The sequence below is a fragment of the Winogradskyella bathintestinalis genome, assembly GCF_030407435.1.
Taxonomy (GTDB): Bacteria; Bacteroidota; Bacteroidia; order Flavobacteriales; family Flavobacteriaceae; genus Winogradskyella; species Winogradskyella bathintestinalis.
Window position 1 is genome coordinate 229,263 of the sequence record NZ_JASDDK010000005.1, and the last position, 22,273, is coordinate 251,535.

The 22,273-nt window shown below is 33.3% G+C and carries 20 protein-coding genes; 13 read left to right on the plus strand and 7 right to left on the minus strand.

The window, feature by feature from the left end; all coding sequences use genetic code 11:
• Position 1: 1 nt before the first annotated feature.
• From QMA06_RS13605 to porX, 5 genes are all read right to left on the minus strand, one after another.
• Complete coding sequence (locus QMA06_RS13605; protein WP_290207426.1) at positions 2-1,201, minus strand: alanine dehydrogenase; 1,200 nt, start codon at positions 1,199-1,201, stop codon at positions 2-4.
• Positions 1,202-1,312: 111 nt separating this feature from the next.
• Complete coding sequence (locus QMA06_RS13610) at positions 1,313-1,846, minus strand: hypothetical protein (RefSeq protein WP_290207427.1); 534 nt, start codon at positions 1,844-1,846, stop codon at positions 1,313-1,315.
• Entirely contained in the window at positions 1,809-1,955 is a 147-nt protein-coding gene (locus QMA06_RS13615) for a hypothetical protein (protein ID WP_290207428.1), read from the minus strand. Before QMA06_RS13615 ends, QMA06_RS13610 begins: the two co-directional genes overlap by 38 nt.
• A 179-nt stretch (positions 1,956-2,134) precedes the next feature.
• The gene (tsaE, locus tag QMA06_RS13620; protein WP_290207429.1) at positions 2,135-2,575 is read right to left on the minus strand and encodes a tRNA (adenosine(37)-N6)-threonylcarbamoyltransferase complex ATPase subunit type 1 TsaE; all 441 of its coding nucleotides are present in this window, start codon (positions 2,573-2,575) and stop codon (positions 2,135-2,137) included.
• 194 nt (positions 2,576-2,769) lie between these two features.
• Positions 2,770-4,317 (minus strand): T9SS response regulator signal transducer PorX, encoded by a 1,548-nt coding sequence (gene porX, locus QMA06_RS13625; RefSeq protein ID WP_290207430.1) that lies wholly within the window; start codon positions 4,315-4,317, stop codon positions 2,770-2,772.
• Between the two features lie 41 nt (positions 4,318-4,358).
• On the opposite strand from porX, the gene QMA06_RS13630 reads away from it, so the two are divergent.
• The 12 genes from QMA06_RS13630 (at position 4,359) to QMA06_RS13685 (ending at position 19,384) form a co-directional block, all read left to right on the plus strand.
• Positions 4,359-5,588, plus strand: a complete 1,230-nt coding sequence (locus QMA06_RS13630; protein ID WP_290207431.1) for an HD domain-containing protein — start codon at positions 4,359-4,361, stop codon at positions 5,586-5,588.
• Positions 5,589-5,726: 138 nt separating this feature from the next.
• Positions 5,727-6,755 carry a UDP-3-O-(3-hydroxymyristoyl)glucosamine N-acyltransferase gene (lpxD, locus tag QMA06_RS13635; RefSeq protein WP_290207432.1) on the plus strand — a complete coding sequence of 343 codons (1,029 nt, stop codon included), beginning with the start codon at positions 5,727-5,729 and terminating at the stop codon, positions 6,753-6,755.
• Positions 6,742-8,148 (plus strand): bifunctional UDP-3-O-[3-hydroxymyristoyl] N-acetylglucosamine deacetylase/3-hydroxyacyl-ACP dehydratase, encoded by a 1,407-nt coding sequence (locus tag QMA06_RS13640; protein ID WP_290207433.1) that lies wholly within the window; start codon positions 6,742-6,744, stop codon positions 8,146-8,148. Before lpxD ends, QMA06_RS13640 begins: the two co-directional genes overlap by 14 nt.
• Positions 8,149-8,238: 90 nt before the next feature.
• Positions 8,239-9,024 carry an acyl-ACP--UDP-N-acetylglucosamine O-acyltransferase gene (gene lpxA, locus QMA06_RS13645; protein ID WP_290207434.1) on the plus strand — a complete coding sequence of 262 codons (786 nt, stop codon included), beginning with the start codon at positions 8,239-8,241 and terminating at the stop codon, positions 9,022-9,024.
• A gap of 201 nt (positions 9,025-9,225) precedes the next feature.
• A complete protein-coding gene (efp, locus tag QMA06_RS13650) occupies positions 9,226-9,792 on the plus strand; it encodes an elongation factor P (RefSeq protein ID WP_290207435.1) in 567 nt (188 codons plus the stop codon).
• A gap of 67 nt (positions 9,793-9,859) precedes the next feature.
• Positions 9,860-10,795 (plus strand): UDP-3-O-(3-hydroxymyristoyl)glucosamine N-acyltransferase, encoded by a 936-nt coding sequence (locus QMA06_RS13655; protein ID WP_290207438.1) that lies wholly within the window; start codon positions 9,860-9,862, stop codon positions 10,793-10,795.
• The gene (locus tag QMA06_RS13660; RefSeq protein WP_290207439.1) at positions 10,795-11,205 is read left to right on the plus strand and encodes a nuclear transport factor 2 family protein; all 411 of its coding nucleotides are present in this window, start codon (positions 10,795-10,797) and stop codon (positions 11,203-11,205) included. Before QMA06_RS13655 ends, QMA06_RS13660 begins: the two co-directional genes overlap by 1 nt.
• 76 nt (positions 11,206-11,281) lie before the next feature.
• A complete protein-coding gene (gene sucD, locus QMA06_RS13665; RefSeq protein WP_290207440.1) occupies positions 11,282-12,154 on the plus strand; it encodes a succinate--CoA ligase subunit alpha in 873 nt (290 codons plus the stop codon).
• 269 nt (positions 12,155-12,423) lie between these two features.
• Complete coding sequence (gene fabG, locus QMA06_RS13670; RefSeq protein WP_290207441.1) at positions 12,424-13,170, plus strand: 3-oxoacyl-[acyl-carrier-protein] reductase; 747 nt, start codon at positions 12,424-12,426, stop codon at positions 13,168-13,170.
• Positions 13,171-13,219: 49 nt separating this feature from the next.
• The gene (locus QMA06_RS13675) at positions 13,220-15,253 is read left to right on the plus strand and encodes a VWA domain-containing protein (RefSeq protein WP_290207443.1); all 2,034 of its coding nucleotides are present in this window, start codon (positions 13,220-13,222) and stop codon (positions 15,251-15,253) included.
• Between the two features lie 10 nt (positions 15,254-15,263).
• On the plus strand, positions 15,264-16,079 hold the full coding sequence (locus tag QMA06_RS13680) for a prohibitin family protein (RefSeq protein WP_290207444.1): 816 nt from the start codon (positions 15,264-15,266) through the stop codon (positions 16,077-16,079).
• Positions 16,080-16,261: 182 nt separating this feature from the next.
• A complete protein-coding gene (locus QMA06_RS13685; protein WP_290207445.1) occupies positions 16,262-19,384 on the plus strand; it encodes a M43 family zinc metalloprotease in 3,123 nt (1,040 codons plus the stop codon).
• 87 nt (positions 19,385-19,471) lie between these two features.
• Here the strand turns inward: QMA06_RS13685 and QMA06_RS13690 are convergent, their stop codons facing one another.
• Positions 19,472-20,419, minus strand: coding sequence for a DUF5694 domain-containing protein (locus QMA06_RS13690; RefSeq protein WP_290207446.1), 948 nt, complete (start codon positions 20,417-20,419; stop codon positions 19,472-19,474).
• Between the two features lie 95 nt (positions 20,420-20,514).
• Entirely contained in the window at positions 20,515-21,312 is a 798-nt protein-coding gene (locus QMA06_RS13695) for a LytTR family DNA-binding domain-containing protein (RefSeq protein ID WP_290207447.1), read from the minus strand.
• Positions 21,313-21,382: 70 nt separating this feature from the next.
• On the opposite strand from QMA06_RS13695, the gene truA reads away from it, so the two are divergent.
• Complete coding sequence (gene truA / locus QMA06_RS13700) at positions 21,383-22,168, plus strand: tRNA pseudouridine(38-40) synthase TruA (RefSeq protein WP_290207448.1); 786 nt, start codon at positions 21,383-21,385, stop codon at positions 22,166-22,168.
• The last annotated feature ends 105 nt before the right edge of the window (positions 22,169-22,273 follow it).

Consider the following 22,273-nt stretch of genomic DNA (forward strand, 5'->3'; position numbering starts at 1 on the left):
TTTAGAAAATCAATAGATTGGCATCACTATATTCTAAACCAAACCATTCTGCAACTGATTTGTTGGTTAAAATGCCGTGGTAAAAATACAACCCATTTTTTAAACCGCGATCAAATCGAAGTGCATTTTCTATTCCACCATAATCTCCAATTTCTAAAAGGTAGGGAGTACAGAAATTACTGATGGATACTGAAGCCGTTCTCGAGTAGCGTGCGGGAATATTGGGTACGCAGTAATGTGTTACTCCGTTATACTCAAAAGTAGGTTTGTCATGCGTAGTCACTTCACTAGTTTCAAAACAGCCTCCCATATCAATACTTACATCGATTATAACCGAACCAGATTTCATATGGCTCATCATGCTTTCGGTAACCACAATAGGAGCGCGATTGGTTCCTCTAACGGCGCCAATAGCTACGTCGCAACGTTTTAAAGCTTTTAAAAGGTTTTTTGGTTGCATGGTAGACGTGTAAATTGTGCGCCCTAAATTATTTTGAAGACGACGCAACTTAGTAATGGAACTATCGAAAACTTTAATATTAGCGCCCAAACCAATAGCAGAACGTGCGGCAAATTCGCCAACGGTACCAGCGCCTAAAATAACAACTTCCGTTGGAGGCACACCATTAATATTCCCCATCATTAAACCGTTACCACCATTAACATTAGATAGCAATTCTGAAGCAATTAAAATGGAAGCCGTTCCAGCAATTTCACTTAATGAACTCACTGCGGGATAGGCTCCGTCATCGTCCTTTATATACTCGAAGGCTAAAGCGGTAATTCGTTTTTTTGCTAATGCTTCAAAATAAGATTTGTCTTGGGTTTTTATTTGAAGCGCAGAAATTAAAAGCGTCTGCGGATTAATTAATTTTATTTCATCTAAAGATGGGGGCTCTACTTTTAAAATAATAGGGCAGGAGTACACCTTTTCAGTATCTCTGGTGACTTCTGCCCCAGCTTCGCTATAATTTTTATCTTTAAAATTAGCACCTTCGCCGGCACCAGATTCAAATAATACCCGATGGCCGTTAGCTGTTAATGCCGATACGGCATCTGGTGTTAAGCACACTCGACGTTCTTGAAAATGAGCTTCTTTAGGAATTCCTATAAAAAGATCTCCTTTTTGTTTTAGAATTTCTAAAGTTTCTTCTTGCGGTAATAATTGGGCTTTGGTAAATGGTGATAAGGATATACTCATTTGAAGTTGGTGACTTTAGTTGACCATTGCAATATAGCGAATTAGGCCATAACAATGTTAAATTTATCTAACTTCAAATTACGAATAAATAATAAATACTGAGTGGTCAATCTAAAAATACTGCGTAATCTTACCCCAAAGACCTTTGGGTTTAATTTTAAACTCTTCTTCGAGTTCTTCAAGCGTTTTATCAGCATTGTTAATCTTATTGAACATTTTTGCTCTGATAAGATAAATAGAGGGAAAAACGAGAGCCATAATTGGTAGTAACCAAATTATATCTGCTACATCTAAATATCTAGCATCAAAATTTAGCGCAACAACACATTGATAAGAGAACATAGTAATAGGCACTAGTAGCGCATGATACCACCAATGGCGACAAGTAAAGAACCAAATCAATGACAATAATAAAGGAATAACCTTCATAGCAAGTACCCACATTGCAACATTTGCACTGCCATATTCAGAACTTCTATAAGTCCCAAAAATGGTTTCCCATTCTTGGCTATCTGGGACATACTCATATAAATAAAATACAAAGGGAGTAGCCGCTACTAATGTTGCAACGATACTCCCAATGAAAATCTTTTTATTGTAAGACTTTTTATCCTGCTGGTGGTATTTTAAGTTTTCTTTTGTCAACTTGGCTTGTAGTTTGTCCATCTAGGTCAATAATGTTTGTAGCTTGTACAGTGAATAACATGCCTCCAAAAATAGCGATTGCTAGTAAGAGATTTTTTTTAGTTTTCATAATTTAAGGGATTTTAGTTAATTAATACTTCAAATTTAAGAGCATTAATAAACTCTTTCAAATCAGAAATTGTTAAAATCAAATAAATTGAGAACTTTATTTACGGTTTTTCCGTAATACTAGTTAATTTTTGTAGGAATAATAATAATATTTTGTTTAAAATCTCACTGTTTTTTGGCTTATTTCTCGGCTAAATGATTGGTGTTTATGGTTAATTTGAGGTTTCTTTTTTGATTTTCCAAAGTAGTAATGGTAATTGTTTCTATATTTTCTGGAATCAGTTCTTCAATGCGTTCTGGCCATTCCATAAATAACCAATTATTACTGTTTAAATAATCTTCTATTCCAAAACCATAAGCTTCTTCTACGGATTCTATCCTATAAAAATCAAAATGAAAAACCTTATCACTAGGTAAATTATATTCATTTACTATGGAAAATGTTGGACTGGTGGCAACATCATCGCTTTGCATTACCTTTAGCAATGCATTGATAAATGTAGTTTTACCAGAGCCCATATCACCCTTAAAAAGTACGGTTTTAGAGTCTAAATGTTTGAAAACACTAGCTGCTATCTTATCAATATCAACTATGTGATACGTATATTCTATTGTTTTCATTTTTTTTTCTTGAAATTCAAGTTTACAAGATTAAATAAAATAATTTGAATAACCAAAGCAAAAGCGCATTTCGTCGATTATTTGTGCGTTTTATGGATTTGAATTAATATGTAAGTCGCGTTTTTAAAGAAAATAACTGATAATAAATTCTTTGAGGTATTGATTTTTTGGACATTAAATAATTTTATAGCCACCTATTTAGGGTCCATAACCACGAAAGGGATAACCATTTCTTCTAAAGATACACCACCATGTTGATAAGTATTTCTATAATAGCCTACATAATGATTGAAGTTATTAGGATAAGCCAAAAACAAATCTCCCTTTGCAAAAATAAAAGAGCTACTCATGGTCAGGGCAGGCAAATGTATTGATTTAGGGTTTTTAACAGCCAAAACGTCTTTATCTTGGTAGGTTAAACTTCGACCTGTTTTGTAACGTAGATTTAAACTAGTGTCTCTATCTCCTATAACTTTGGTAGGTGATTTTACGTTTATTGTGCCATGATCTGTAGTTAAAATTAATTTGAAGCCTAATTGCTGTGATAATTGAATCATTTCGAGCAGTGGAGAATTCTTAAACCAACTCACCGTTAGGGAGCGATAAGCCTTATCATTCGAGGCGAGTTCTTTGACCACTTCCATTTCTGTTTTGGAATGCGAAAGCATGTCTACAAAATTATATACTATCACATTTAGATCGTTATCCTTTAAAGATCTAAAATTCTCTACCAGTTTTTTTCCTGTTTTAAGGTTTGTAATTTTATGATATTCATGCTTTAGATGCCCTAATCCTAAACGTTTTAATTGCTCCCTCAAAAAGTCACCTTCGTGCATATTTTTCCCTCCGTCGTCGGTATCGTTTTTCCAATATTGCGGAAATAGACTTTCCATGTCAGCTGGCATTAATCCAGAAAAAATGGCATTTCTTGCATATTGTGTTGCTGTAGGTAGAATGCTATAGAAGGCAAGTTCAGACGCTTTTTTATAATAATTGTTAACTATGGGTTCGAAGGCTTTCCATTGATCGTAACGCAAATTATCAATTACAACTAAAACGGTTGGTTGTTTATCACTTAATTCTGGGACTATTTTATCCTTAAATAAGGTATGAGACATTACAGGTGCATCTGTATTGGGCTGAAACCAATCTTCATAATTTTTCTCTATAAACTTACCGAATTGCATATTGGCTTCAGTTTTTTGAGATTCAAGAATGTCAGTCATTCCGACGTCTTCAATGCCTTCAAGTTGTAATTCCCAATAAATTAATTTCTGGTATAAATCTACCCATTCTTCATAAGAGTTAACCATCGATAAATCCATGGCAATCTTTCTAAATTCTTGCTGATAATTAGAAGTTGTTTTTTCTGATACTAAACGTGAATGATCCAAATTCTTCTTTAAACTCAGTAATATTTGATTCGGATTTACAGGTTTTATTAAATAATCTGCAATTTTATTACCAATAGCTTCCTCCATTATGTATTCCTCTTCACTTTTTGTGATCATTACAATCGGTAAATTAGCACGTTTTTCCTTTATTTCATTCAGCGTTTCCAGACCAGTTAATCCAGGCATATTTTCGTCTAAAAAAACAATATCAAAATTAGTGTCCGTTATAATTTCTAGGGCTTCCGTGCCACTTTGGCATTTGGTAACGCTATAACCTTTTTGCTCTAAAAAAATAATATGTGGCTTTAATAAATCGATTTCATCGTCAACCCAAAGAATATTTATCATGTTATGGTATATTTGTTTATTAATTTTGAATTCTATAAATTTTGCCTACAAATAATAAGCTTAAAATCTTTAACGATCCAATTTACGGATTTATTACCATTCCGAATTCGTTAATTTTTGATATTATTCAGCACAAATACTTTCAGAGATTACGGCGCATAAGTCAAATGGGATTATCTTATTTGGTTTATCCAGGTGCGCACCATACGCGTTTTCATCATGCATTAGGTTGTATGCATCTTATGCAAAAAGCCGTCAATGTACTACGTTTTAAAGGGGTTGCAATTTCTTCAGACGAAGAAAATGGCTTATTAATTGCCATTCTTTTACACGATATTGGTCATGGCCCATTCTCTCATGCTATGGAACATAGCATTGTAAATGACGTTTCGCACGAAGAAATTTCGCTGCGATTTATGGAAGAGCTCAATTCAGAGTTTAACGGAAGTTTAACGTTGGCTATCTCAATTTTTAAAGGTGAATATCCACGACAATTTATGTGCGAGCTCATTTCTAGTCAATTGGATATGGATAGAGCAGATTATCTAAAACGTGATAGTTTTTATACTGGTGTGGCCGAAGGTAACATTAACAGCGAGCGATTAATTACCATGTTAAATGTCGTAGACGACCAACTAGTCGTTGAGGAAAAAGGTATTTTAAGCGTTGAAAAATTCTTAATTGCTAGACGTTTTATGTACTGGCAAGTCTATATGCATAAAACAGGAGTTGTAGCAGAGCAGTTATTGGTAGGTGTTTTAAAACGAGCTAAAGAACTTGTGCATAATGGAGTAAAATTAAAATGTAGCGCCCCCTTATTTTATTTTCTTTCTTCTGAAATTGATGCTGAAAATTTTAATGCTGAGACTTTAGTTATTTTCTCAAAATTAGATGATTATGATATTATTGCGGCCATGAAAGATTGGCAAAATCATGATGATTTTGTATTAAACCATCTATGCAGAATGCTATTAGACAGAAATTTGCTGAAAGTAAAATTGAAGAATAAACCTATAAAAATTTCGGATTTAAAAATTCATGCAGAAGCATTGATTAATAAATTCCATATAACTAAACATGAAGCCTCCTATTTTGTCTTTCAAGGAGAGTTAATAAATCAAGCTTATCAGAATAATTTTCAAAAGATTAACATATTATTCAAATCAGGAAAAATAAAGGATATTGTTAAGGCATCAGACCAATTAAACTTAAAAGCACTAAGTAAACCTATCACTAAATATTATATGTGCTATCCTAAAAAGAAAATGTAATCCTTTTTTTCTATTTTTGTGGAAACCAACCATGACTTTAAAAACTATTAATTGAAACATACATATATAATACGGAATACAATAGAATATTTATTTGGAATGTTTCATGTGAATTATAAAAACAATAGATAAAGACACATGAAATTTACAGCAGAACAAATCGCAGGTATTTTAGAAGGAACGGTTGTAGGTGATCCTAATATAGAAGTTTTTAAACTTTCTAAAATTGAAGAGGGCACGCAAGGTTCCTTAACATTTTTATCAAATTTAAAATATACACCTTATATATATATAACTGAAGCATCTATTACAATTGTTAATATAGATTTCGTACCAGAAAAACCACTTCAGACCACCCTTATTAAGGTAGAAGATGCCTATGAAGGATTTTCAAAATTATTAGAATATTACAATCAAATTAAGTTAAACAAATCAGGAATTGAACAACCCACATTTATTTCAGATTCCGCAAAAATTGGAGATCAGATATATATAGGAGCGTTTTCATATATTGGAGATAATGTAACCTTAGGGGATAATGTAAAGATATTCCCGAATGCTTATATCGGTGATAATGTAACCATTGGTGATAACAGTATTGTATTTTCGGGAGGTAAGGTATATTCAGACTGTATTGTTGGTAAAGGATGCGTTATTAATTCTGGTGTTATTATTGGTGCAGATGGTTTTGGTTATGCACCGAACAAGGAGGGTGGCTATGCAAAAATACCTCAAATTGGTAATGTTATTTTAGAAGATTATGTAGATATTGGTGCGGGTACAACCATAGATCGTGCTACAATGGGTTCTACCATCTTACGATCTGGTGTTAAATTGGATAATCAAATACAGATTGCACATAATGTAGAAATTGGTAAAAACACCGTTATTGCTGCACAAACAGGAGTTGCGGGCTCAACTAAAATTGGTGAAAACTGCCAAATAGGAGGCCAAGTTGGTATTGCAGGTCATTTATCGATTGGTAATAATGTAAAGATTCAGGCGCAATCCGGTATTGGTCGAAATGTGAAAAACGACGAAGTATTACAAGGCTCTCCAGCATTAGGATATGGAGATTATAATAAATCTTATGTGTATTTTAAAAATTTACCGAAGATTGTAAAAAATATAAACGAAATTGAAAAAAAAGTAGATGGCAATAATTAAAACGGAAATCAATCAAAAAACCATTGAAAAAGAAGTAACCTTGGCAGGTGTAGGGCTTCATACTGGTGCAAATGTAAATTTGGTATTTAAACCTGGTGCAGAAAATTCTGGATTCGTTTTTCAACGCACAGATTTAGAGGGTAGCCCAAAAATTGAAGCAGATGCTAATTACGTAACAAGTACACAACGTGGTACTTGTATGGAGAAAAATGGTGTTACCATTCAAACCTGTGAGCATGTTTTGGCTGCTTTAGTAGGTTCGGATATTGATAATGCAATTATAGAGTTAGATGCTTCTGAACCTCCAATTTTAGATGGTTCATCTAAATTTTTTGTTGAAGCTTTAGAAGAAGCAGGTATTGTAACACAAGACGCATTTAGAGAAGAATATGAAGTGACCCAAGTCGTTTCTTATACCGACGAAGAATCTGGAAGTGAAATCATTTTAATGCCAGCAAATTCTTATCAAATTACAACCATGGTAGATTTTGGGACCAAGGTTTTAGGCACTCAGAATGCAACACTTAATACCATTGCAGATTTTAAAACTGAAATTGCAGATGCTAGAACATTTAGCTTTTTGCACGAGATTGAAATGCTCTTAGAGCATGGATTAATTAAAGGTGGCGACTTAAATAATGCCATTGTTTACGTCGATAAAGAACTGTCCTCAGAAACGATGGATAAATTAAGAGTCGCTTTTAACAAAGATAATATTGCTGTGAAGCCTAATGGCATATTAGACAATTTAACATTACACCATCCCAATGAGGCCGCTCGTCATAAATTATTAGATGTTGTTGGTGATTTGGCGCTAATTGGCACTCGAATTCGTGGGAAAATAATTGCGAATAAACCTGGGCATTTTGTAAATACTCAATTTGCAAAGAAAATGTCAAAACTTATAAAAAACGAGAGAAGAAATAATGTGCCGCAGGTCGATTTGAATTCTCCACCTTTAATGGATGTGAATCAAATTATGGATATGCTTCCACACAGACAACCTTTTTTATTATTAGATAAGGTGTATGAATTAACGGATAATCACGTTATTGGTGTGAAAAATGTTACCATGAACGAAGAGTTCTTTAAAGGACATTTTCCTGGCGCACCTGTTATGCCAGGCGTTTTAATTGTTGAAGCTATGGCTCAAACGGGGGGTATTTTAGTACTGAGTACAGTCCCTGATCCTGAAAATTATTTAACATTTTTCATGAAAATGGATAATGTAAAATTTAAACAAAAAGTAGTACCAGGAGATACCTTAATATTTAAATGTGCATTAATTTCTCCAATCCGAAGAGGCATTTGTCATATGCAGGGTTATGCCTATGCCAATGGCAAGTTATGTGCAGAAGCCGAATTGATGGCTCAAATTTCAAAAGTAAAATAAAACACGTTGAATTAAAGTTAAGAAGTTTGTTGTTTAATATTAAAGTAGAACGAATTTTCAACAAACCGCTAACTCACAAATAATTTAAAAATGAACCAACCGTTAGCATACGTACATCCAGGAGCAAAAATTGCTAAGAATGTAGTTATAGAACCTTTTACTACCATTCATAATAATGTGAAAATTGGAGAAGGTACTTGGATTGGAAGTAATGTAACTATTATGGAAGGTGCTCGTATAGGTAAAAACTGTAATATATTTCCAGGGGCTGTGATTTCAGCAGTTCCACAAGATTTAAAATATAACGATGAAGATACCACTGTAGAAATTGGGGATAACGTTACCATCAGAGAATGTGTCACTATTAATCGTGGTACCACAGACAAAATGAAAACCGTAATTGGTGACAACTGTTTAATTATGGCTTATTGCCATATTGCGCATGATTGTGTTGTTGGTAATAACTGTATTTTCTCTAATAATAGTACCCTAGCAGGTCATATTACCGTCGGTGATTATGTAGTTTTGGCAGGTATGACTGCTGTTCATCAATTTTGTGCTATAGGAAATCATGCATTTGTCACAGGGGGTTCTTTGGTGCGTAAAGATGTGCCGCCTTTTGTGAAAGCTGGTAGAGAACCATTATCCTACGTTGGTATTAACTCTGTGGGCCTAAGACGAAGAGGTTACAGTACAGAGAAAATCAGAGAAATTCAGAATATATATAGAATGCTCTACCAAAAAAATTATAATAATACTCAAGCTTCCGATTTAATAGAAGCCGAAATGGAAGCAACACCAGAGCGTGATGAAATTCTTCAATTTATAAAGAATTCACATCGTGGTATTATGAAGGGCTATTTCAAATCAAATTAAGTTTGAAAGACTATCTATTGGGGCCAGAAATTAGAAAGCGGTTTACCACATAGATTCGAAAATAATACCTTCAAATTTTTCATCTTATTTATGCTTAGCGAAATCTATGCATAAACAGAACCTAAATTGGCTAACATTAATTAGCCTGAAATAAAAAAAATATTAACTATTAAAAACGACCCACTTTTTGCGGGCAATATTATGGCAAGTACATCAGATATTAGAAACGGATTATGTATAAGATACAATAATGATATTTATAAAATAATTGAATTCCTTCATGTAAAACCAGGTAAAGGTCCTGCTTTTGTAAGAACGAAAATGAAAAGTGTAACTACCGGTAAAGTTCTGGATAATACGTTTTCAGCAGGACATAAAATTGAAGATGTACGTGTAGAAACGCATAAATTTCAATATTTATATAATGATGGAGAATTTTATCATTTTATGAATGAAGCGGATTATACGCAAATAAGATTGTTAGAATCTGCTATCGACAGAACGGATTTAATGAAAGAAGGGGAAGTGGTTACAATTCAAATAAATACAGAGGATAATATGCCGCTTTCTGTAGATTTACCAGCTTCTGTAATTTTAGAAGTTACAGCGACAGAACCAGGTGTAAAGGGTAATACAGCAACAAATGCAACAAAACCCGCTACGGTTGAATCTGGTGCAGAAGTGAATGTACCGTTATTTATTAACGAAGGCGACAAAATTAAAGTCGAAACAGACAAAGGAACATATAAAGAGAGAATCAAAGAATAATGAGTTTGAAATTTGCAGAAGACAGCGTTCACTGTTTGCTGAGAATTATCTACTGAAGATTAACAAAATGAAATTCCCGAAACCACATACTTTAAAACAAATTGCAAATCTTATAGATTGTAAATATAAAGGTGCTGACGATTTTGAAATTTTAGGCATTAACGAAATTCACGTGGTTGAACCAGGTGATGTGGTTTTTGTAGATCATCCCAAATATTATGACAAAGCTTTAGCATCTGCAGCAACTATAGTTTTAATTAATAAAGATGTGGAATGCCCTGAAGGCAAAGCACTATTAATTTCCGATGATCCGTTTAGAGATTTTAATAAACTTACCGATCACTTTAAACCATTTAAAACCTCAAATTCTGCAATTGCAAATGATGCTAAAATTGGTGACGGTACCGTTGTACAGCCTAATTGTTTTATAGGTAATAATGTTACCATTGGAAAACAATGCATTATTCATGCTAACGTAAGTATTTATGATGATACTGTTATTGGCGATTATGTTACTATTCATGCAGGAACCGTATTAGGAGCTAGTGCATTTTATTATAAAAATAGACCCGAGGGCTACGATCAGTTAAAATCTGGTGGACGCGTTATAATTGAGGACCATGTAGATATTGGAGCCTTGTGTACAATAGATAAAGGAGTTACAGGCGATACAACTATAGGTAAAGGTTCAAAAATAGATAATCAAGTTCAAATTGGTCACGATACTGTAATTGGAAAAAAATGTCTTATAGCCTCTCAAGTAGGAATAGCTGGCTGTGTAATTATTGAAGATGAAGTAACCATTTGGGGGCAAGTGGGGATTATTAGCGGAATTACCATTGGAAAAAAAGCAATCATATTTGCCAAGGCCGGTGTGAGTAAATCTTTAGAGGGAGGTAAAACTTATTTTGGTATTCCTGCTGGTGATATCAGAAGTAAATATAAAGAGATTGCTTCTATCAAGAAAATTCCAGAAATATTTCAAAAATTAAAAAATATATAATGACAGCGAAAGAGATTGTTAAAGCATTTTATAATTCAGATTTTGCTAATGATGCCCAAATTGTCTCACAGTTTTTTCATAAAGATTGTGAATTACATTGGACGAGTAGTAGAGGGTTCGTTTTAATGGATTATAAGGATTTAAAAGAATTTTTTAAAGGAACGCGTGAGTCTTATAATAGTATTCGGTTTGAGTTTACACATTTAATTGAAGCTGGTAACTATGTTACGACGAGGCACACACTTTTTGGACATACTATAGAAAATCCAGATACTGAAGCCGCTTTAGCACATTTCTCTGCAATATGGGAAGTTAAAGAAGACAAATTGTACAGAGGTTATGAGATAAGCCATCAGGCTGACGAAAATGACTATGCTAGTATTGCTTCTTATAAAGAAATAAAAATTTAAAAGAGGTCGCTTTTGTTTTTTAAATCTCTTATTTTTGTGCAACGAAATACATAATTCATAAAATCAATTTTATCAAATGAGCGTTTTAGTTAATAAGAATTCCAATATTATAGTTCAAGGTTTTACAGGTAGTGAAGGTACATTTCATGCTGAGCAAATGATTGAATATGGAACAAACGTTGTTGGAGGTGTTACACCAGGAAAAGGTGGTCAAACACATTTAGACAAGCCTGTTTTTAATACAGTTTCTGAAGCTGTCGAAAAAGTAGGAGCTGACACAACAATTATTTTTGTACCACCAGCTTTCGCTGCTGATGCTATTATGGAAGCTGCTGATGCTGGTATCAAAGTTATTATTACTATAACTGAAGGTATTCCTGTTGCAGATATGATTAAAGCGTCTAATTATATTAAAGGAAAAGCATGTCGTTTAATTGGGCCTAACTGTCCAGGTGTTATTACACCTGGTGAAGCAAAAGTAGGTATTATGCCAGGTTTTGTTTTCAAAAAAGGAAATGTCGGTATTGTTTCTAAATCTGGAACATTAACTTACGAAGCGGCAGACCAAGTTGTAAAACAAGGATTGGGAATAACAACTGCTATTGGTATCGGTGGAGATCCAATCATTGGAACAACTACTAAAGAAGCGGTAGAATTATTAATTAACGACCCAGAAACAGAAGCTGTTGTAATGATTGGTGAAATTGGAGGTCAATTAGAAGCTGATGCTGCAAAATGGTATAAAGAAAGCGGTAGTAAAAAACCAGTAATTGGTTTTATTGCAGGCGAAACTGCTCCTGCCGGTCGTACTATGGGTCATGCTGGAGCCATTGTGGGTGGTAGTGATGACACAGCTCAAGCTAAAAAAGCAATTATGAGAGAATGTGGCATTCACGTTGTAGATTCACCTGCTGAAATAGGAAAGAAAGTAGCGGAAGTTTTAGGCTAAACCGCGTATTAAAATATAGACCTATTTACATTAGGTAAAAATTGTTAAAAACCTTACAAATTATTGTAAGGTTTTTTTTCTTGCAGTTTGTAATTGGTATATTTGAAATGTAGTGACAACTGAATTTTTCCGTTAGAAAGACTCTAATACGACCTATTCGGATACATAAATATTACTAACTTTAGAAACTAACAATCAATTATAAGTTATGAACCAAATTTCCTACTAATTGGAAATACGGCATGACCATATTAATTAAACAAACAACTATGAAACTTTTAGAAGGAAAAACAGCCATAATCACTGGTGCAAGTAGAGGAATCGGAAAAGGAATAGCTCAGGTTTTTGCGGATCATGGCGCAAATGTAGCGTTTACGTACAGCTCATCTGTTGAAGCTGCAAATGCATTAGAAAATGAATTGAATTCCAAAGGTATTAAAGCCAAAGGTTATCAAAGTAATGCTGCCAATTTCGATGAATCTCAAAAATTAGCTGAAGACGTTCTTTCCGAATTTGGTGCCATCGATATTTTAGTAAATAATGCTGGTATCACCAAAGATAATCTCTTAATGCGAATGGGAGAAGCGGATTTCGATAAAGTGATAGAGGTGAACTTAAAGTCTGTTTTTAATATGACAAAAGCTGTACAACGTACTATGTTAAAACAGCGTAAAGGTTCAATAATCAATATGAGTTCTGTAGTTGGTGTAAAAGGCAATGCCGGACAAACGAACTATGCCGCCTCTAAAGCCGGAATCATTGGTTTTTCTAAATCAGTGGCATTAGAATTAGGCTCTCGTAATATTAGAAGTAATGTAATCGCCCCAGGTTTTATAGAAACCGAAATGACCGCAACACTCGACGAAGAAACGGTAAAAGGCTGGCGGAATGCCATACCATTAAAACGAGGAGGCTCACCAGAAGATATCGCCAATGCTTGTGTATTTTTAGCTAGTGACTTAAGTGCATATGTTACTGGACAGACTTTAAATGTTGATGGAGGAATGTTAACATAATACGGTATTACGAAAGCGGGAATCTTATGATTTTTAAGATAAAAATTTAATGACTTCAGAAACTGTTATTTACATAACACTTGCTGCAATTACAGCGCTAATTTTAGCGCTGTTTCAGTATTTTTATAAATCGAAATTAAATTCTCAACTTAAGTTAGTATTGACTGTCTTGAGGACAATTTCAATTTTCGCAATCTTATTGCTACTGATTAATCCAAAATTTGAGTCCTTTACTTACTTCGATGAAAAACCAACACTGGTCGTTGCTGTTGATAATTCGGAGTCGGTTATATATTTAAACCAAGATGACAGGGCTAGGGAAGTAGCCAACATTTTGCTAAATAATTCAGCTATCAATGAACGTTTTGATTTACAGCCTTATCATTTTGGGAAATCTGTTCATTCCTTAGATAGTTTAAATTTTAATGAAAGACAATCTAACATAGCTTTAGCTTTAACGCAATTGGGGGACGTATATGCTGACCAAACGGCTCCAATTGTAATTTTGAGTGATGGGAATCAAACTTATGGTTCGGATTATAGTTTCATGTCACAAAAGGTTAACCAACCTATTTATCCAATTATCCTTGGAGATTCTTCAGTTTATTCAGATTTAAGCATCAAACAATTAAATGTTAATCGTTACGTCTATTTAAAGAATAAATTTCCTATTGAAATTATTGCTAATTACAATGGAAATGAAACTATAAATACAGAATTAAAAATTTGGTCTGGTAATTCTGTAGTATTTAGAAAAGTATTGCAGTTTGACGCTTCAAATAATTCTGAAATTGTATCTACTGCGTTAATGGCAAATAGTGTTGGAGTAAAAACATATAGAGCAGAGTTACTAGCATTGGATAACGAAAAAAATAAGGTTAACAATTTAAAGAATTTTGGAGTAGAGGTTATTGATCAGAAAACAAACATCGCTTTAGTTTACGACCGAATGCATCCCGATTTGGGAGCCTTAAAAAAAGCAATTGAAAGTAATGAGCAGCGTACAGTTTTAATATTAAAACCAGTAGATTATTTAAGCACAATAAATGATTTTCAATTAGTTATACTATATCAACCAAACCATAACTTTAAGCAGGTTTTAAAAAGTGTTTACGATCAAAAATTAAACTCTTTCATTATTTCTGGTAAAACCACTAACTGGAATATCTTAAATGGAAGTCAAACATATTTTAAGCAAAAAATAACCCAACAGACGGAGAATTTTCAGCCTAATTTAAATCCAAATTATGAAACCTTTATTGTAGAAAACCTTAATTTTAATAGTTTTCCTCCGTTAGAATCTGAATTTGGCGCTCTAGAAATTTTAGTACCACACGAAACGTTGTTGTATAAAATGGTTGACGGCATAACCACTGAAGATATATTATTGGCCACCTTAGAAGATAATACAACGAAACATGCAGTGCTTAATGGTGAAAATATATGGAGATGGCGCGCACAATCCTTTTTAAATACCAACACCTTCAATAGCTTTGACGAGTTTATTAATAAACTCGTTCAATATCTAAGTTCAAATAAGAAGAGAAAACGTATTAACATTGATTATAAATCTTTCTATAACGGTAATGATGACGTTATTGTATCGGCTCAATATTTTAATAAAAATTTTGAATTCGATGATACGGCTTCGTTAAGCATTACATTGAAAAATAAGGATAATGCAAGTATTAGGCAGGTCCCGCTTTTACTTAACAACGGAAATTACAGGGTGGACTTAAGTGGTATTGAGCCAGGCGATTATGATTTTACCGTTAAGCATAATCTTGAGTCAGTGGCTACTTCTGGCAGTTTTCAAATTCTAGAATATAATGTAGAGCAGCAGTTCTTAAATGCAGATATTTCTAAACTTAAATCTTTAGCAAATACTAGTGGAGGTGAAGCTTATTTTCCTACGGAATCAGAGTTGTTAATAGAGCATCTACTAAGCGACAATCGCTATAAAACTATTCAAAAAAGCATTAAAAATATCGTACCTTTGGTGGATTGGAAATATTTACTCGGTTTAATAGCTTTAAGTCTTTTTATGGAGTGGTTTATTAGAAAATTTAACGGATTAATTTAAAAAATAAAGAATGGAAAAATTACCAAAGGTTGGATTACCGATATTAATCGGAATAGTATTATTAATAATTATAATTGCAAAATCTGCCGTTACAATAGATTCTGGAGAAGCTGGAGTTTTATTTAAGACATTTGGAGAAGGTGTGGTTATTGATGAACCACCGCTGGGAGAAGGATTTCATATCGTTGCACCATGGAATAAAGTGTTTGTCTATGAAGTGCGTCGTCAAGAAATTTTCGAAAAAATGAAAGTATTGTCTTCGAATGGATTAGATATTCAGTTAGATGCTTCCATTTGGTATCAACCAGATGAAAGTCAATTAGGATTGTTACACAAAGAAATTGGTGATAACTATTTAAACCGAATTATTCTACCAACAATTAGATCTGCCGCACGAAGTGTCGTTGGTCGTTATACGCCAGAACAATTATATTCTAGTAAGCGAGATGCTATTCAGGAGGAGATTTTTGAAGAAACAAAAAAGATAGTCGACGGTCAATTTATAATGATCGACGAAATTTTAGTTAGAGATGTTACTTTACCTCCAACAATTAAAGATGCTATTGAGCGTAAATTAAAACAAGAACAAGAGTCTTTAGAATACGAATTTAGACTGGTTACTGCAGATAAAGAAGCACAACGACAAATTATTGAAGCGCAAGGTAAAGCAGATGCTAATAAAATTCTAAGTGCTTCGCTCAACGATAAAATTTTACAAGATAAAGGTATAGAAGCAACGATTAAATTATCTGAATCACCAAATAGTAAAGTTATAGTTATTGGTTCTGGTAAGAGCGGTATGCCTATTATATTAGGAAATCAATAGACTCTATAACTAGAGACAATTATTAATTTATAAAAGCCCTTTTGATAATTCATCTTAAGGGCTTTTTTATGCCTTAATTTTTGGATAAAAAATTAAAAATGAACCGTTTAACGATTATATTCAATATTTTAATAATTTCATCGTTAATAAAGGTAATTTGCCGACATTAAATCCCAAATCTTATGAAATTTTTAAAATCGACCTATTTATTATTAGGTGCATGTCTATTTTTTACGTCTTTTTATGCGCAGCAACGCTGTGGGTTTGATGACCAAAGAGCAAGTCAATTACAAGATCCTAGTTTTGCTGCTATGTCAAAAGCTGCTGAGCAAAGAATTCAGACCGCAATAGAAAATAGAAGTTATTCTAGAATGGCTGGTACAGTATTAACTATACCGGTCGTAATCCATGTATTGCATTTAGGAGAAACAGTCGGTACAGGTACCAATATTTCTGATGCTCAGATACAAAGTAGTATCGATAATCTTAATGATTATTATAGGGGCCAAATTCCGAGTAGTCCTGTAGATTTTGAAATCGAATTTGTCTTGGCGAAAAGGGATCCAAGCTGTAATGCCACCACAGGAATTAATAGGGTTGATGCTTCTGGACTTCCAGGCTATTCTAGTAATGGGGTTAACGTTAATAACTCTAATGGTGCTAGTTATAATGATATAGTAACTTTAAGTAGTTGGCCTCAAACTGAATATTTTAACGTTTGGGTAGTTTCTGAATTAGATGGAAATAATGGAGGTTATGGTTTCCAAGGCTATGCCTATTTTTATAATGAAGGTTTTGGTGGTCATGGGTCTGTAATGATGTCGACCGTTTTTGGTTATGATCCTGGTAATATAAATGGTTGGGGGCTTAATTCCAATGGAGATAATAGTACCGTTGTTCATGAAGTCGGACACTTTTTTAATTTGTATCATACTTTTCAAGGCGATGGCGATGGCGAGACCTGTCCTGCTGATGTTACGGTTGGAACAAACAGTGATGGTTGTGCCGATACAGTCCCACATAAAAGAGAAACGAGTTCATGTCCAACAATTAATAGTTGTACGCTATCACCTTGGGTTGATAATAATACTAGAAATAATATTATGAGCTATTATAATTGCGCTGATAGATTAACAAATGATCAGAAAACAAGAGCTCGTGCCGCCATGGAAGAGACCTCAATTATTAACTCTAAAGGAGGTATTGCTCCAGACCCTACATATGCTGCGCCTGTAGCAGCATGTGCGAATAATGCTACTTCAAGCAATTATTCTGGTATTACCAATGTAGAATTAAATGGTGTTAACTATGGAAGCTGGACATCAGCATCTGATGGAGGTAATTTAGATTTAACGGGTGACTGTAAATTATATTTTGAAATAGATTCAGATACTTCAAATACATTAAATACCACAGTGCTTAGTGTAAACATCCAACAATTAGGGGTTTGGATTGATTGGAATGATGATGGAGATTTTGAAGATGAGGCTGAATTACAATATTTAGAAAATGATATTAACGCGTCTATATCTAATGAAGTCTCAATAAGTATTAACTTACCAAGCACAATACCTTATGGCGATTATGTAAGAATTAGATTAATAACTGATTTAGATTATGATGAATATGGAGATGTGGGCCCTATAAATTCGGGCTGCTATACATCATTAGTTTATGGTCAATCTGAAGATTATTCTATTTATATAAAGCCTAAAACAGGCGGAGAAACATACACCTATAATAATGATTGGTCACCAAGTAATCCCGTAGGCATATCTACTTCTATCGATTATATTGTCATTGAAGCTGGTGCGGCTACTATTTCGGCTAATACTGTTTGTAGTACAATTACGGTGAATCCTGGTGCAGCTTTAACAATTGATTCTGGGGTGAGCGTAACAGCAGTAGCTGTAGATCTAAATTCTACTTCTCAAATGTTTTCTAGTTTAATTTTAGATGGCTCAATTACTGGAGTGGTTAATTATAATAAACATACATCAATAGTAGGCACTAATGATTTAATTTCTGCCCCAGTTTCTGGGCAATTATTTCCAGCGTTTGAAATTGTAAATGATAATTTGGCTGCTTCTGGTAATATCAGAGCTTTTGCACCATATAATACCTCGGTGGGTGAATATCAAAATTATGATTTACTTACTAATGTTTTAACTACAATAGATGCAGGTAAAGGTTATAGGGCTGCAACCACCGATGATGGTAACTTAACATTTACAGGTGTTGTAAGGTCTGATGATGTTCTTGATGTTCCAATTTCAGATGCGGCAGCAGGCTTTGCTTGGAATCTAATTGGGAATCCATATCCCTCTTATTTAGATTTTGAAGTCTTTTTTACGACCAATGCGAGTCAATTAGATGCGAATAGTGAATTTCAAGCTATTTATGGTTATGATGGCAATGCATCCAACGAGTGGACGGTTTGGAATTTAGCGACAATCGCAGATAAAACAGTAACAGAACTTATTGCACCAGGACAAGCTTTCTTTGTTAAATCTAAAGCGACAGGCGGTTTAGTTGATTTTACCACTAATATGCGCCGAATTGGTAGTTCCGATGATTTTATTGTTGGTCGTAATAATAATAATAATAATAATGTAGCATTATGTGAACTGAATTTAACCAGCGCGAATAATAATGCATCTACAAAAATCTATTTTATAGAAGGTACAACGAGAGGATTAGATGTTGGCTATGATGCAGGAGCATATCGTGGTAGTGCATCTGAATTTTCAATATTTTCTAATTTGGTTGAAGATAACTCTGGTTTAGATATAGCTATTCAGTCCTTACCGTTTAATGATTTAAGTGATGTCATTATTCCATTAGGTATTAATGCCCCAGCAAATGAACAATTAACTATTTCCATTGCTGATGTTTCAACTGTACCTTCTGGCACCAATGTCTACTTAAATGATACTTATGAAAATACGTATACTTTATTAAATACTTCTGATTATATATTTACACCAACAGAAACATTAGATGGCACAGAACGTTTTAATATTCAATATGCCACTCAAACATTATCTAATGATGATAATGAATTTACTAATTTACAAATCTATACTACAAAAACACCTAGACAAGTAATAGTTAAAGGTGAATTAAACCATGCGACGTCCGCAAACTTATATGATATTCAAGGACGTTTGGTTTTAAGTTCAGAACTAAATAGTTCAAATAGATTGAATTCTATAAATGTTTCAACTTTAAGTACAGGGATTTATATTATAGAGCTAAACAGTGGTGATGACCGTAAAAGAACGGAAAAGTTAATAATTAATTGATAGTTGAGTAGAAGTAGCTCATGTAATATAAAGCTGCCATATTCGCTAAATATGGCAGCTTTATTCTTTCAAAATTTATATTCTGGTTTATTCTTCATAAAGAACCACTTTTAAACTAGGATAATTTCGTTTAAGTTCTTTTTCTAAACCAATAACATGCGAGGCACCTACTATAACTATATTTCGTGCAGAATTTGAAGCGATAACTTGGTTAGCAATATTATTGGCCATTCTCATATTTCTTTCATTCCAATAACGTTTTCCATCCGTACAGCCTTTCGTTGCCGTACGCACATAATTAAAAGAACTTAAATTATGTAAACGTTCTAACGATTTGCGTTTATTAGTATGCTTGCCAAGTCCTCTGAATAAGGCAGGTATAATAGCCGCATTATATTCTTTCTTGTTGAGTTTAATATTTATTGCATTATTACCGTTAGATTGACCTTCTTTAGAACATTTAGACCATGCAGCATGATACTCTCCATTGGTTTGCTGATCGTCCATAGATTTTAATAATTTAATATTTTCAGCTAACGCAAGTTTAAAAGTTAAATCACCATCCTCGTGTCGTGTTGGTTTTTTAACTCCCGTATAACCATGCTTTTTAATATAATTGTAAAATTCATAATTAGCATTATCTCTTTGATAGATGAACGATGAAATCATAAAATCTAAATCTGCAGCAGACATATCCTGAAATGATTTTTCTAAAATAGCATTGTATTTTTCTAAATCAGGATTAAATATGTTCTTAATAGAATCAGACAATTGATAAAAAGCTTGATAATTTTTGGACCAACCATTTTTTAAATACGACCAACTTAAAGAATCATTTCCTTGTGGACTTTCAACATAAATAGCAAGAGGACTGTATTTTTTAGCACGTTTTAGTATCGGTTTGTAACTATGCTTAACGATTTTTGGAACCGTATGCATCGTTCCAATAATTAAGACTTCTTTTTGTTCCATTTGTGCATTTACAGTTATAACTGACATGGATATTACAATAATAGAAATTAAAATAGTTTTCATAATAAGGTGCTTTTTTATATAATTTATGTTGAAGCAAACCTAATTACGAAATTGCTGTTACACCAATTAAATACGGTGTTTGGGGCGAAATGGCATCAATTTGTGGCGGAATTAATCGTCATTTTAATATCTTTCTGGTAAGTTTTAGAAATTGGCACTTCTATTTGGTGATTGAGTATAACGAAAAGTTTGCCATTTTCAGTTTTCCATTGCTGAAAGTGAAATGGATTAATGAGATATGAGCGATGTGCTCGAAGTAACTCTGGAAATTCGTTCGCAATAACCGAAAGTTTATTTCTAATTAAGGTTTTTTTTAGATTAGTTCCCGAGAGGTAAAAAACTTCGATATAATTATCTGAAGACTGTATGCTAATAATTTCATTTAATTGTAATCTCAAACCTTCATAATTACCTTCTCCTTTAATTTCAACTTTTTGATCTTCTAGTCTTTTTTCATAATATTTACCAAATCCGAAGCGACCGATAAGTATAATAGGTAAAATAGTGGCTAATGCAGGGAAGAATATCGTGGTTAACATATATCCTAGTGAATAAGGATTAGGTTCATTCGCTACAACAACGAACAAATAATAACATCGCGAAATTATAATGGTAACCACAGAGAACGTAATTATAAATGCTAATTCACTAATCACTTTCCATTGTTTTTCAAACCTATGGTATAAATAATATTGAAAAGGAAGAAACAGCAAATAACAGAACGCAGCTACCAAACCATAACCGGGTAAAAAAATCAATTTTTCATTATTCGGTAATTCGTTAACGTCTAAAGGTTCTGTGAAATATAAAAAAACAAATATCCAAATCCCCAGTAGCAAGCTAATTACTACATGATGCTTTAATAATGGATCAAAAGGATAAAGTCTTTTCAAATTACGTTTTTTCAATTATAAAAGTAAGCATTGCTTTTGGAATCTTAAAGAAATTAGCGTTCTTGCTAGAATGTTTGACAAGCGTTATTACTATCTTATTAAAATACAATATTTAGGCTATCGATTTCACGGTTGGCAGAAACAACCCGATGTTAAAACGGTTCACCTAATGATTGATCGTACCTTAAAGTATATTTTTCAAGATATTAGATTCAAAACTTTAGGAGCAGGTCGTACGGATGCCATGGTCTCTGCCAATGAAGCAGCATTAGAGCTATTTATCTATAATGAACCCATTTTAGATTTTGAGTCATTTCTGGACGAATTTAACCATAATCTACCTCAAGATATTAGGGCTTTAACTATAGAAGAAGTTGATAAAACTTTTAATATTATTCAAGATTCTAAACTGAAAGAATATCATTATGTATTTTCCGAAGGTCAAAAAAACCATCCTTTTTGTGCACCAATTTTAACCACTATTTTAGAGCCTCTCAATGTTGATTTAATGAAACAAGGAGCAAAATTATTTGAAGGATCGCATAATTTTAAAACGTACTGCTATCGCGCTACTGATAAAGGAGAATACTTCAGGACTATTGAAATATCAGAAATTATTGACAATACCATCTATACGGCTAATTTTTTTCCTGAAAAATCTTATGTTTTTAAAGTAATTGGTAAAGGATTTATGCGTAACCAAATTAGATTGATGTTTGGCTGTCTGATTAAATTAGGAAGAGGTGATATCACTCTCGATTATATAGAACAAACCTTAAAGCAAGAAAGTACAGAGGTTATGGATTATATTGCACCAGCTTCAGGTCTTATATTACATGCGGTTGATTTTCAATGATCGCATTTGCAATCTTAATGTTTGAGCAAAATAAAAAGGTATTAGAAATTTTCTAATACCTTTTTTTATAACTCAATATTATAGAAAAATATTTTTTATAATGAT